The sequence below is a fragment of the Paenibacillus gallinarum genome, from assembly GCF_014836635.1.
Classification (GTDB): domain Bacteria; phylum Bacillota; class Bacilli; order Paenibacillales; family Paenibacillaceae; genus Paenibacillus; species Paenibacillus gallinarum.
This window is the reverse complement of the sequence record NZ_JACSQL010000001.1, coordinates 54,343-68,364: the sequence shown is the minus strand read 5'-3', so window position 1 is coordinate 68,364 and position 14,022 is coordinate 54,343. Positions and strand designations below refer to the sequence as shown.

The window sequence follows — 14,022 nt, the reverse complement described above, 5'->3', positions numbered from 1 at the left end:
AGCTCCTCCTCTGATCTGATAAAAAACATAATACGACTCTACACAGTCATCTATACAGTTTGACAAACTTCAGCGTATTTCATGCACGCTTCTGTACAGAATCTCCCTTTTTGATCTCCTGTGAACAGTTTCGGATCAGAAGAAAATGTTTCATTAATATATATACAAGTCTATACATATCGTGTTTGAGAACTATTTTTCCGTAAGAACACTTATTAGGCCTTATGTCAAGTTGGTCATAAGATGGAAGATGCGATATAATATTCGTTAAACTTTTATATACTTTAAAATCATGAAGGAGAAGAGATGTGAAATGGACGAAGGTAGTAGTTACGCGTTAAATTTAGTAATGGTGGCAGTGCTCATCGGATTTTCTGCATTTTTTGTAGCTGTTGAGTTCGCCATAGTACGTGTAAGAACAAGTAGGCTCGATCAATTAATTGCAGAAGGCAATAAGAAAGCAGCCGCGGTAAGGCAAGTGGTTGCCAATCTGGATGGTTATCTGTCTGCTTGTCAGCTGGGAATTACTATTACTTCACTCGGACTTGGCTGGCTCGGTGAACCAACGATTGAGAAAATTCTGCATCCATTGTTTGCAAGCTGGGGAATACCTGAATCCGTAGGATCGGTGTTATCCTTTGTACTTGCTTTCATGATGATCACTTACTTACATGTCGTTGTAGGGGAACTGGCTCCTAAGACTGTCTCGATTCGTAAAGCCGAAACGGTGGCTATGTGGACTGCGGGACCCATTATCTGGTTTAACAAAGTGATGTATCCATTTATTTTCGTCTTAAATAGCTCTGCAAACCAGCTTGTTAAATTATTCGGTGTGAAACCGGCTTCGGAACAAGAAGAAGCTCACTCTGAAGAGGAACTGCAGATCATCATTAACGAAAGTTTTGAAAGTGGCATGATCAACCAAAGTGAATTTGGATATGTGAGCCGAATCTTTGCTTTTGATGAGATGTTAGCCAAAGAAATTATGGTTCCACGTACGGATATGGTATGCCTATACGCCAGTAAGTCGGTCGAAGAGAATCTCGCCATCATTAAAGAAGAACAGTATACTCGTTTTCCTGTCGTTAATGAGAACAAGGATGATATTATCGGAATTATTCATACCAAACAATTCTTCCTGGACTATTACGGCAACGATTCTAATAAGATTGATATTCAAAGTTTGATCCACCCGATTCCGGCAGTACATGAAACTACACCGGTCAAAGACCTGCTGAAAAAAATGCAGCAAGAAGGCAATCATATTGTGATCCTGGTCGATGAATACGGCGGTACTTCAGGTATGGTTACCATCGAAGATGTACTGGAACAAATTGTCGGTGAGATAAGAGATGAATTTGACTCTGATGAGGTAGAAGAAATCCAAATCATGGATGAGAACCATATCCTCTTTGACGGAAAAGTGTCGCTCTCGAAAGTGAATGATCTCTTTTCCGCTGCGCTTGATACAGACGAATGGGATACCATTGGAGGATGGCTGTATAGTCATCAGCCAGAAATGGAAGTACAAGAGGAATTTGAATTTGAAGGACTTACGTTCACTCTTATTGAAAAAGAGAAAAACCGCTTCCTTAAAGTTGCGGTGGCATCGAAAGTACCTATTGCCAGTGCACTAGATGAACAAGCCATTATGGCTGAGTAATTCGTTGTTATATAGAATAAGGCCCGCATCCTCTATGTAGGATGCGGGCCTTATTTTGCTTTATTTACAAGCAGATTATGAATGTAGTTATTCTTCCGTTTCTTCTATACTTTTTCCCAACGATCTTTAAAGAACACGTTATATACACGTCCAACAATGATCTTTACCGTCATGTAAACTGGGATCGCCAGCAGCATACCGATAAGTCCTCCGATATCTCCGCCCACGAGTACAACAACGATGGTTGTGATTGGATGGATATCCAGCGTCTTGTTCATAATGTACGGTGCCAGTAGGTTATCCTGAATTTGCTGTGCTACAAGAATGATAACCAGCGACCAGATTGCCATTACAGGATCTTCCGTGAAAGCAATAATCACAATCGGAATAGAAGATACAATCGCCCCAATGAATGGAATGAAATTCATAATTATGGAGACGACGGTAAGAAGTAACGCATACGGTAAACCAATAATAAGAAAACCAATGTACATGAGTACACCTAAAGCAACATTCGCTATTACACGGCCTACAATAAATCCACTGAGTGAGTTATCAATATCATTCAGCAAATCCGTACCTTCATCTCGAAAACGTCTTGGCAGGAAGCTGACAATGTTCTCTCCAAATTTACCGCCCTCTTTGAGCATAAAGAACAGCATAATCGGTGAAACAAAGAGTACTACCACAAAGGAGGAGAAGAAGGAAACGAGACCCGACAAATAGTTGGCGGCCACCGTAAATCCCTGATTGATAATATCAGTCACCTTAGATAATATATTCGTACCTTCCGGGAAAAACTGGGCAAGAACGCCGCTCTGTTCTAATTCCTTCACTTGCTTCCCAAGCATATTAAGCAGATCAGGTGCACTCTCGATGAATGCCAGGAACTGCGCCCGAAGAGAAGGCCATACGCCTAGAATAAACCCAACCAGAATCAGAGTGATCGCCAGATAAATCAAGAGAACGGCAACCGTACGATTGAGTTTTCGCTTCGCCATAATTTCTACCAAAGGCCGAAGCAGATAATAGAAGAACGCAGCCAGCATGAGTGGAACAAGAATAATACTGACGAACGAGATGATCGGGTCAAAAATAAAGTTTACTTTTGAACCCAGGTAAATCACGAGAAAGACCAAAATAATTCCGATCAGAAACCGGAAAAATCGGTTTGTTTGAGTCAATGCCAGACCCTCCATCCACATAAATTTTGTCTACGATGTGCAGGGAAGCTTCTGTATGGATACCTTAAGCGTAACTACGATCCGGTCATGCTGCTTTACGCAGCCACATCTCTTTTGCTAAATACGTACCAGGAGATTCCCATAAAGATGGCATAATACACGGCGAGAATCATCATCGAGAAACCAAGAGTCATACCTCCGAGGCCATCCCCATACATATACTGACTAAGATCCATATTCGTAAAAAGTATGTACTTCGCCCATACATAACGTTCAGGATTAAAGATCATTCCGAAGATCCCCTGAGTAAATAGGATAAATAGAGACAAGCCGATCGCAAGCGCACCCGAACGAAATACGGTTGATACCATAAAAGCAATCGCAATCGTAATAAATAGATCTACATATTCAAATACCCAACTAATCACTGCATAACTCGCGGGAGTCATATTTTCAGGTATCATTCCCACATCCGCTGTAGAAGATAGAAGCAGATACGATGTACCGAGAGCAAGCAGAATCATGGTAAGTGTACTGAGTATGCTGAATAGCAGAACAGAAAGATACTTGGAGAAAAGAATCTTACTCCGCGTCCAAGGACGGATCAGCAAGAGCTTAATCGTTCCCCAGGAGAACTCACCTGCTACGGAATCTGCGGCGATAACGACGGAAAAGATCGTATTCAGGAAGCTGACAAACGTAACCGCGAGCATCGCTCCCTCCCAGAAAGAAGTCGTCTCTCCTCCCCCGTTGCCGGAAAAGAGATAGGGGATGATGATCGACATGAAAGCCAAAATGCCCAGCATGACCCATGTCCGCATACGACGGTATATCTTCATATTCTCATTATGGACAAGCATCAAAAAATTACTCAATCGATTCACCTCCTGTAAGGGCTAGGAACCGATCTTCTAGAGAATTCTTTCTAGCACGAATTCCATATACCTGTATTCCACGTTGCACAAGAAGAGCATTCAGCGCTGCAGCTTCATCTCTCGTTCCTGACAGATATAACATACCTTGCTCTACTCTTCCTTCACCCTTAAGGAGCTTGTACGCCATATCCACGTCACTCACCTCAAAGACATATTCCGTCACCGTTTGTACTCCCTCTTCTCTTACGCTTCTCACATCAATGAGGTTTCCATTTTGTATGACGGCCACCGTATCACACATCAGCTCCATCTCAGATAACAGGTGACTGGATACGAAGACGGTCGTTCCTTCTTCATCACATAGTTTGCGGAGATAATCCCGCAGTTCACGAATTCCCTGAGGATCCAGTCCGTTCGTCGGCTCATCTAGAATAAGCAGTTTGGGACGATGCAAAATTGCCTGTGCCACGCCAAGTCGCTGCCGCATTCCTAGCGAGTAATTCTTCACCTTATCATGAATACGCTGCGTAAGCCCGACAAGTTCAATCGCTTCCTGAATTCGTTCCTTGGTTACACCTGGTGACATCCGAGCAAAATGTAACAGGTTCTGGTATCCGGTCATAAATTTGTACATTTCCGGGTTTTCTACGATCGCCCCTACCTCGCGAATCGCCTCTTCAAATTCATGTTTTATACTATGCCCCGCAATTTGTATATCGCCTTCACTGATCGAAATCAGTCCAACCATCATACGGATCGTCGTCGTTTTTCCCGCGCCATTGGGTCCTAAAAAACCAAAAACCTGGCCTGGATGGATATCCAGAGTCAGGTCTCGTACTAGATAGCGGGAAGAAATGACTTTGCTGACCCCTTGCATTCGAACAACAGGTTCTTGATGCATGGACAAGTTCACTCCTTATTTATCAAATATCGTACAGATTCGTACTGAAACTTAAGCTCAGAAGCTAGTGTACCATACAACCTGTACTACATTCGAGAGAGGAAGCACTCTTCTGTGGATTTATGGAAGGAAGATCATGACTCTCCTGCTGAGAAGCCTGCTCCTGATCTTGCGGCTGATGATGAAGTTCCCGGCAGTGACCACAATAGCCAAGCGGCATTTCATTTCGATAGAATCCGGTCCGGAAGATAAGATCGGCTGTAATGCGACTTGAGTCAAAAGTACTTACAGACTCATTCTCGACCCACATAATTTTCTTGCAGGCTACACAATAAAAACGACGAGTACCTATCATATCAAACCCCTCCCATTCAAGTAACGTGCAACACATTCTTGAACTACAAAAATCGATCTAATTCGATACATTTTGTATCTCGAACATAATGGAGTCCTATATCTTTGTCAAGAATAATCACCCTGTATTACAAATATAACCTGTATTTTATGGGTTAAATCGCGTTTTTTCTGAAAACAGCTGTTGAATTACGTAAGAATTACGTAAACAAGTCATTATCGTATTCACACGACCACGGACAAATGATACAAAATGTACTATATAAATACAGTTGTTTTTAGGAGGAAGAATGATGACAAGAACAGTGAAAAATGCAGGAGGAATGCATCGAGGCACATCAGCCTCGTACCTGTACTCGTTATTGTAGGCGCACCCATCTTGACCTACTTTATTGTACGCTTACTGCTTGTACGTTAGGACAACTTCTTTGCGATTTTGAAAAAAGTAGAGATGAAAAACAAAAAGAGCCCCTCTATGCACCGAATTTCTCCATGCATAAAGGGGCTCTTCATATAAATGAAACATTAGAAATCTTCAGATTTCTGAAATGACCATAATACCCGCCAATCGCCCGACTCTTCAGCAGCATATACAGGCTGAACGATCTTAAAATTACCAAAGGAAGAATGATAGATCTGGGTTACCGTAATAAGGTAAACTTCTTTCAGCGGTTCTGTTCCTTCTACCAACTGTACATCGAATTTTCGCTCTGGTTCGCTCCGTTCATACTGGAAGGTGTTCGTACCGAAATGCTGCATAAACACATGCGCCCGGGTCTGAACATAGTCGGGTTTCTTATATCTTTCCTTCATGAGCGAATGAAACAGTTCCCACGAACTTCCAAAGTCCCCTTCTTGCTCATAATCATAGAATTGTTCAACGATCTTTACCGCTTCTTCTCCATTCGTTGATTTAACCATCCCACGTACACTCCAGAACAAAAGAATAATCAAGCCCACCACCAGGATGGCAGTGAGCAATTTGATAAATCCATTCCCTCGGCGTCTGCGCAGCATGATGCTCCCTCCCTCTTGTCCTTTGTATCTTTCTCAGGTTATGAGCGAAGAAGAATCTTTAGACCTGCGTTTGCGTGAGATCCTTTCAATCAGGATCATGAGAAGTAGAGCGATGCATCCACCGGTGAAGTCTAGGAGAACGTCATAGGGGGAGGACGTACGATCCGCTGAAAATTTTTGCAAGGTCTCATCAATACTTGCCACCGTAACAACAAAAATGAGCGGGAGAATATAGCTGTACAGGTTTCTCCCCCACTTTTTTCGAATCAGATAATGGGCTAGAAGTGTGAGTACAGCATATACAAACACATGTGCACTTTTGCGAAAAGTAAATTCAATGAATCCATAGGGGTTTGACTGAAGATTGTAGTTATATCCCGCATAATGTATCTTCACATCCGGCAGAGGAATTTCTATATTAATCTGATTGGAAATTTTAATAAGAAGAGGGCGAATGGTCTGTTGTTGATAAGATCGAGTGGACATAAACAATATAAATACTGCCCATAAAAGAAAGATACCTATAAGCAAATAAGTCCATTGCTTCTTTTTTCTACTCGCCCTTTTTCTCTCTAATCTACTCAAGGAGTATCAACCCTTTGCAAATGTTCCTTCATTAAGTTCTGTGCTCGTTCCCGTTCTTGTTCGTCTACAATGTAATAGTAGATTCCGTTAATACGCTGACCGTGACCTTGTATTTCTATCGTTTCGATGTTTTTCAAATCTGAGCGGTAGTCCTTAATAAATTGCTTCATTTCATCAAACGTAATGTCCGTCTTTACATTATTGACTACTTCACCTAAGATATTTTGGATTTTAGTTACGCTGGATACCTGCAGCGCATTATTCATCAGTTCTTGAAGAATTTCTCGTTGTCTTGCGTTACGCCCGAGATCGCCACGAGGATCGTCATATCTCATACGGGAAAATAATAGTGCCTCTTCTCCAGTTAATTGTATATTCCCTTGTTCAAATACTTTTCCTTCGTAGGTAAAATAAAATGGGTTGTTGACACTTACTCCACCTAAAAGATCAATAATAGATGAAAATCCTTCCATATTAGCCTTCGCATAGTAGTCAATAGGAGATCCCAGGAGATTCTCCACGGTTTGGATAGACATATTCACTCCTCCAAATGCATAGGCGTGATTAATTTTATCTACTGTCCCCCGGCCAATAATTTCTGTTCGTGTATCCCTTGGAATGTTAAACATGAGAATAGAATGTTTACCTGGGTTCACGGTTAGAACAACCATTGTATCGGAGCGTCCAACATCATTCGCTCTCTCATCGACTCCTAATAGTAATACGGAAAAGGGCTCTTGATCTGCAATTTTTTCAGATATGACAGCTGTATCTGTTTGTTGTCCACCATCTGTATTAGTGACTGCAGGAATGGGATTTCTAGGTTCATAGATGTTATTCGCAGTTGATTCAACTGATTTATATAAATAAACACCGTATCCAACACCAAGAACTATAAATAATGAAGCTATACTTAGTGTGACCTTCGCCCATTTTTTCATCTATTATATTCCCCCGTTCTGATATAGGGTAGTTTTCGAACCTAAAAAAAAGAAGCTATGTCCATTAGGACATAGCTTCTGCATAAGAATCAGAAATGTTAGCAGAATGAGGACGACCAACTGAATAATAGATAAACGAGGCTTCTTTCACTTTAATAGGATCATACACATTTCTTCCGTCGATCAGAATAGGACGGGCCATTAATGAAGCCAATTGTACTAAGTCAATTCGAGTAAATTCAGACCATTCAGTAAGAAGACAAAGTGCATCACTTTGTGACGCTGTCTCTAAAGCATTATCACACCACTTAATTGAACTATGATTCACTTTAAGTTTAAAGTTTGCTGTGGCAACCGGGTCGTATGCTTTTACATTAGCTCCCAATTTTATTAATTCTTCGATGATTTCAATCGCTGGTGCATCACGAATATCATCTGTTTCTGGTTTAAATGCCAATCCCCAGATCGCAATATTCTTTCCTTGTAAAGAACCAAGTGCTTCTTGTAATTTTCTAATAATATTAAAGCGCTGATCCTTGTTAACTTCAACAACGGATTTAAGTAACTTGAATTCATAATCTACATTTCCTGCGATTTGAATTAAGGCTTCCGTATCTTTTGGAAAACAAGATCCGCCATAGCCAATACCTGCTTGGAGGAAGGAACTACCGATTCGCTGATCATATCCCATACCTTCTGCAACTCTAGTAACATCTGCCCCAACCTTCTCACAAATATTCGCAATCTCATTAATGAAGGAGATCTTGGTAGCTAAGAAGGCATTCGAAGCATATTTTATCATTTCAGCAGAACGGATATCGGTTGTAATGATATTTGAAGTAAGCGGCTTATGCAGTTCAATTAATGTATTTAAGGTTTCTTGATCCAAACAGCCTAAAACAATACGATCTGGATTAAAAGTATCTTGAATTGCAGAACCTTCCCGAAGAAACTCAGGAATTGAAGCAATCGAGAATGGAAAATTAGTATGCTCGCTTACAATTCGTTCGATGTGTTCATTCGTACCTACGGGCACGGTACTCTTCGTTGCAATAATTTTAAATCCGTTAAGTGCCTCAGCTACATCTTTAGCAGCTTGTTCAATGTAGCTGAGGTTTGCTTCTCCGTTTGGTAATGATGGAGTGCCTACGGCAAGTAATACGATATCCGAGGCTTCCACTGCAGATTTTGTATCATAAGAAAAAGACAGCCTGCCGGCTGCCTTATTTTTATCTATTAATTCTTTCAGTCCTGGTTCGTATATTGGTACTTCTCCACGTTCCAGTATTTCAACTTTTAATGGATTATTGTCCACGCATATAACCTGATTACCTAAGTCTGAGAAACAAACTCCGGATACTAGCCCTACATAACCGGTACCAATCACTGCTAATTTCATAATAATCTCTCCTTAAAGACTTAGTTCCATAATTTCAGACCAATCCATTTTCACTCGAACAATATCTTCTTCAACTAGGTCAGAGCCAAGTTGGACTTCGATTATTTCTAAATCAGTAATGGCTCTAATACTATGAAGTGTTCTATAAGGAATTTTAATAAGATCCCCTTGTTTTACTTTTCGAAATTGATCATTGAGAATAAGCTCTCCCTCACCAGATACAATGGACCACATTTCTTCCCGATAATTATGATATTGGTAACTCAGATTACTATCCGCTTTGATACAAATACGCTTAGTTAATACTTGTTCACCGTTTTTATTTTTCGTATGATCAAGGACCTGGTAACTCCCCCAACGTCGTTCTTCATACATAGGGCGGGGATTATCTCCCTTTAAAACATCCTTTATTCGTGGACTTGATTCTTTATCACTTACAAGAATCCCATCTGCACTAGTCGCAACTACAATATTAGAAAGTCCTAGTATAGTTACAGGGATATTTAATTCATTAATTAAATGTGTATTCAGAGAATCATCTGATATGTAACCTCTACCAATAATCTTATTCGCCATTTCATCAGTAAGTGTATTCCAAGTACCAAGATCTTTCCAATATCCATCATATGGACTAACCACAATATTCTTTGCATTCTCGACTACTTTATAATCAAAGCTTGTGGCAGACATCTGTCCATATTGACTTAACATTGTTTCATACTGGATAGGTAATTCTAATTCAATCAGCAAATTAATTAAGTAGTTCAATTTAAATGCAAAAACCCCGCAATTCCAAAGAGCGCCTTGTTTAATCATTGACTCTGCTTCAGAATGATGAGGTTTTTCAACAAAAGTACTAACGCTTGTATATGATTGATTACTGTCACTTTGTTCTGGAATAATATAACCGTATTTCTCAGATGGGTAAGTTGGCTTAACTCCAATAAGGGCGATATCTGCACCCGAATCATTTAATACTTGATCGAGGTTTTTGACACATTCAAAGAAATAATCATCTACATAAGGATCTACCGGTAAAATTACAATAGTCTCATCTAAACTTACACCTGAAATATTGTATAAATAAGCAGCTGCAAGAGAAATAGCAGGGAATGTATCTCTTCTTTCAGGCTCAATTACTAACCTTATTTCATTTTCTAATTGGTTATTGAGAATCTCAACCTGCCTCTGACTAGTCGCAATATAAGAATCATCAGACAAACCGTTTTTTTTCAGTTGATCCCACACTCTTTGTACCATAGATACTTTTTCATCTTGACCTTCCATATCTAATATCCTGAGAAATTGTTTAGATCTTGCATCATTAGAAAGTGGCCAAAGTCGTTTTCCCGATCCTCCAGATAGTAAAATTAATTTCATCTTATCCCTCTTTTCTTTGGAAAACTAAAAATCAAAATTTATATTCAGAAATTCTTTTCAGATCATTACTATTCGCACTTTAAATCCCTAAACTAATAATAAGGGGAAACTTTAAAGGCCCAATTAATAAGCTATTTGCTTCAGCATAGCACTGCTTTAAAATGCATCTTTTGTCCCAAAAAGCACCCTTATTGTTTTGAATATAATTTTAATGTCATACCAGTAAGTTCTGTCTTGAATATATTTAAGATCTAACTCAACCATTTCCTTAAACCCTAAATTACTTCTTCCGCTAATCTGCCAAAGTCCTGTGCAACCTGGGGTAACACCTAATCTTTGTTTGTCATAAAGGGAATACTCTTCAACTTCTCTAGGTAAAGCAGGCCTAGGTCCAACCATACTCATTTCACCCTTCAATACATTCCATAACTGCGGGAGTTCATCTAAGCTCGTCTTTCGGATAAAACGTCCAATTTGGGTTACTCGAGGATCGTTCTTCATCTTGAACATAGCGCCGCTCACTTCATTTTGTGCAAGTAACTGTTCTAACATATCTTCGGCGTTATAAACCATGGAACGGAATTTAAACATATAAAATGTTTTTTCATTTCTACCAACGCGCAACTGCTTGAAAAAAACGGGCCCTTTAGGATCCTCTAGCTTTATCATGACGGCAATAAGCAAAAATAAGGGAATTAGTAATATAAGTCCGATTAAAGAACCTGCAGAATCCGTTATTCTTTTCATACTTAGATATATTTGGTCTCTGTTCTTTTTGTCTGCTAAATTACTTTCGTATATATTCGTTTCTATAACTACTTCTACTTCTCCGCGTGAATTCGAGCTCACTCGAATTCACCCCCACCGATAGCACCTTGTAGAGTCACTTCTTTCTTTAGTATCTCCTCCATTGCCTTGAGAATCGGTAAACGGAGCTCGTCATTTTTCAAAGCAAAGTTAATTGTAGTTAGAATAAATCCTAATTTCTCTCCCACATCATAACGAGAACCTTCGAAATCATAAGCGTATACTCCCTCGGCCTCATTTAACTGCTGAATGGCATCAGTAAGCTGTATTTCTCCCCCCGCTCCAATCTTGTGTTCTTCAAGATAATCAAAGATCTGAGGGGTGAATATATATCTACCCATGATCGCTAGATTGGATGGAGCTTCGCCAAGTTTTGGTTTCTCCACAAAACGATTAACGGCACATAGACGCCCTTCTGAATTAAGCGGATCTACAATACCATATCGATCGGTCTGATCTGCCTGTACGGTCTGTACACCCACAATAGATCTTTCTAGCATTTCGTATTGTTCAATCAACTGCCTAGTACAAGGTACTTCTGCTTCGACAATATCATCGCCTAATAGTACGGCAAATGGTTCATCACCAATGAAATTTCTTGCGCACCATACCGCATGACCCAGGCCCTTTGGCTCTTTCTGTCTTATGTAATGAATATCTACGTTGGATGATTTACGTACTTCCTCTAATAGTTCCAGTTTACCCTTAGCTAACAAAGTCTGCTCTAATTCGAAGGAGTTATCAAAATGATCTTCGATCGCTCGTTTACCTTTTCCAGTAACAATAATAATATCTTCTATTCCTGAGGCAATTGCTTCTTCGATGATGTACTGAATAGTCGGCTTGTCAACAATAGGCAACATTTCTTTTGGCATTGCTTTCGTTGCAGGGAGGAATCTTGTACCAAGACCTGCTGCAGGTATGATAGCTTTTTTTACCTTCTTCATACATCATCACCTTATCCTTCTCCATTAAAATGTATTTCAAGATTTCCACTCATAAGAGCGCATCGTACTTTTCAATTGAAACTATGAATGTAAGCGATGAAATTCTTGCTTTCAATTTCATAAAAGGGCATTTAACCCCCCCTCACATCACACCCTTGACAATAACGTCTAAGGTTTTATAAACCCACAGTGTGACCGAGTACCTACAGTAATAAAGGTGCAGTAGGCATTACCTTACTTTTTGGAATTACTTTCAACTAACTATCATTACCTAATAGAACAAAAATCGCGGCTTATCTAGGCACAAAACTTATATCAACTCAAAGGAATAATGATTATTGCGAAGAAATCATGAAATGTCGTAATGTATCAGCCAACTGAGCATCTTCATTACCTAGACCTTCAGATCGGTTTGGCAAGAAAGGTACGATAATAGAACTCATGATAAATAACCGGATCATTCCACCTCTACATCTGGGTATCTTGTTCCAGTGCACTCGACAAACCCTTAAGTTTATATACAGCAATCAATTGATAAAATGATGATTTTCGTTGATCAATGTCGAACAAAAAAAATAATTGCCTTCTTGCGTATATGTGACGGCAAATACTCGAATGTTAAATCGTACTCTTCCTAGTGCTGATCCAAGGTATCCATCATGATATAATTCTCAGCTGCCAACTCGACAAACATGAGCATTCTTTTAAAGAAGAAGTAATCCATTGAGACCAGATAGACTAAGACTGTAAATTCTAATCATATGACGAATTCCTTCCATTCTATGTCCCCCTCCAGCCAATTATGTTGCACACTAAGATATTGGGGTCAAACAACTAATGCAGTAACTACTGAAATATAGTAAAATGACGATATGTATCTAGATAAATAGGTCTATCTTGTTGTAAATCTTGTCTCGGATCAGAGACCATTCTTCTATTCGATCTAATGGGCGCAATTCATATAGATGAGGCATTCGCTGAATCATCCAGTTTAATTGTCCATTTATGTATAGTTTATGTTCCTCAAAATTATCTAATAATGCATGATATAACGTAAAACTCCCGAAATCTTGTTTCCATTTCAAAGTGCAAAATGAGTGAATACTACTGTGTTCATCCTGAATATTTAGTCCAATTTGAAGCTGTGGTGTAACAGGGATATACAGGTCACTCACAAAGGTAATGAATTCCTGACTTATTCCCATCACGATAATGGGTCTCGATTTGCTATTAATAACTTGTTCTCGATACTTGTGAATATACATAACAGCTTTAGGATCATAGACATCGATCTGGTTCATTAGATTCATTCCCTTTTGTAACTATATTTCGAGGTATGAATAACACGATTGGGGTCAAAGCTAGAAAAGCATGACAAAATGATACATTTTGTATCCCTCTTATATCAAACTTACGATACATAATGTATCGTGTCAAGCGATAATTGGCTGATAGTATATTTACAATGGAAAATTTATATAATTTGGAATATTTATTAGAAACCAGGAGGAAAGATATAGATGGATTACGGACACCGAATTGCGGAACTCAGGGAAAAACGAGGCCTGACTCAAGAGGAATTATCCAATATGCTCGATATTACTAGAGCTTCCCTGTCGCATTATGAAAAAAACCGCAGAAAACCAGATTTTGAAACACTCACAAGATTTGCTGATACTTTTCATGTGTCAGTAGATTACTTACTTGGACGAACGAATAATCCAGACATGGTACTTGATGATGAGGTGCGAGGTTTTGTCGATTCTTTAGAATTGTCCGATCGTGAAGTACTTGGTAAGTTCGAGCTCATGATTGATGGTAAACCGCTGTCAGAGGAAGAAGCGAAGCGATTCATTGCGTTTGTACGAATGGAACGAGATATGAAATAAACTTCTTCTAATTTATAGAGTAATAAAGATGAAAGCTGCAAATTACTGCTGACCCCAGCGATAATTTGCAGCTTTTCTTT

At 39.5% G+C, this 14,022-nt stretch carries 14 protein-coding genes; 2 read left to right on the top strand and 12 right to left on the bottom strand.

Annotated elements, in window-relative coordinates:
- The first annotated feature begins 313 nt into the window (after positions 1-313).
- Positions 314-1,663, top strand: coding sequence for a hemolysin family protein (locus H9647_RS00290; protein WP_191797127.1), 1,350 nt, complete (start codon positions 314-316; stop codon positions 1,661-1,663).
- Between the two features lie 104 nt (positions 1,664-1,767).
- Here H9647_RS00290 and H9647_RS00285 read toward each other — a convergent pair whose 3' ends face one another.
- From H9647_RS00285 to H9647_RS00230, 12 genes are all read right to left on the bottom strand, one after another.
- Positions 1,768-2,847, bottom strand: coding sequence for an AI-2E family transporter (locus H9647_RS00285; protein WP_191797124.1), 1,080 nt, complete (start codon positions 2,845-2,847; stop codon positions 1,768-1,770).
- A 95-nt stretch (positions 2,848-2,942) separates the two neighbouring features.
- Complete coding sequence (locus tag H9647_RS00280) at positions 2,943-3,722, bottom strand: ABC transporter permease (protein ID WP_191797122.1); 780 nt, start codon at positions 3,720-3,722, stop codon at positions 2,943-2,945.
- The gene (locus H9647_RS00275; RefSeq protein WP_191797120.1) at positions 3,715-4,623 is read right to left on the bottom strand and encodes an ABC transporter ATP-binding protein; all 909 of its coding nucleotides are present in this window, start codon (positions 4,621-4,623) and stop codon (positions 3,715-3,717) included. The genes H9647_RS00280 and H9647_RS00275 overlap by 8 nt, the downstream gene beginning before the upstream one ends.
- 64 nt (positions 4,624-4,687) lie before the next feature.
- Complete coding sequence (locus tag H9647_RS00270; RefSeq protein ID WP_191797118.1) at positions 4,688-4,978, bottom strand: hypothetical protein; 291 nt, start codon at positions 4,976-4,978, stop codon at positions 4,688-4,690.
- Positions 4,979-5,502: 524 nt separating this feature from the next.
- On the bottom strand, positions 5,503-5,994 hold the full coding sequence (locus tag H9647_RS00265) for a hypothetical protein (protein ID WP_191797116.1): 492 nt from the start codon (positions 5,992-5,994) through the stop codon (positions 5,503-5,505).
- Positions 5,995-6,027: 33 nt separating this feature from the next.
- Positions 6,028-6,525 (bottom strand): VanZ family protein, encoded by a 498-nt coding sequence (locus tag H9647_RS00260; protein ID WP_225228972.1) that lies wholly within the window; start codon positions 6,523-6,525, stop codon positions 6,028-6,030.
- Between the two features lie 50 nt (positions 6,526-6,575).
- Positions 6,576-7,520, bottom strand: coding sequence for an LCP family glycopolymer transferase (locus tag H9647_RS00255; RefSeq protein ID WP_191797112.1), 945 nt, complete (start codon positions 7,518-7,520; stop codon positions 6,576-6,578).
- Between the two features lie 64 nt (positions 7,521-7,584).
- Positions 7,585-8,919: a UDP-glucose dehydrogenase family protein gene (locus H9647_RS00250; RefSeq protein WP_191797110.1), complete on the bottom strand. Its 1,335-nt coding sequence runs from the start codon at positions 8,917-8,919 to the stop codon at positions 7,585-7,587.
- Between the two features lie 12 nt (positions 8,920-8,931).
- Positions 8,932-10,299, bottom strand: a complete 1,368-nt coding sequence (locus H9647_RS00245) for a sugar phosphate nucleotidyltransferase (RefSeq protein WP_191797108.1) — start codon at positions 10,297-10,299, stop codon at positions 8,932-8,934.
- Positions 10,300-10,455: 156 nt separating this feature from the next.
- A complete protein-coding gene (locus H9647_RS00240) occupies positions 10,456-11,112 on the bottom strand; it encodes a sugar transferase (RefSeq protein ID WP_318245256.1) in 657 nt (218 codons plus the stop codon).
- A 32-nt stretch (positions 11,113-11,144) separates the two neighbouring features.
- Positions 11,145-12,053: a UTP--glucose-1-phosphate uridylyltransferase GalU gene (gene galU / locus H9647_RS00235; protein WP_191797105.1), complete on the bottom strand. Its 909-nt coding sequence runs from the start codon at positions 12,051-12,053 to the stop codon at positions 11,145-11,147.
- 878 nt (positions 12,054-12,931) lie between these two features.
- Positions 12,932-13,354, bottom strand: coding sequence for a hypothetical protein (locus H9647_RS00230; protein WP_191797103.1), 423 nt, complete (start codon positions 13,352-13,354; stop codon positions 12,932-12,934).
- A 219-nt stretch (positions 13,355-13,573) separates the two neighbouring features.
- Between H9647_RS00230 and H9647_RS00225 the strand changes: the two genes are divergently transcribed.
- A complete protein-coding gene (locus H9647_RS00225; RefSeq protein WP_191797101.1) occupies positions 13,574-13,942 on the top strand; it encodes a helix-turn-helix domain-containing protein in 369 nt (122 codons plus the stop codon).
- Positions 13,943-14,022 lie beyond the last annotated feature (80 nt).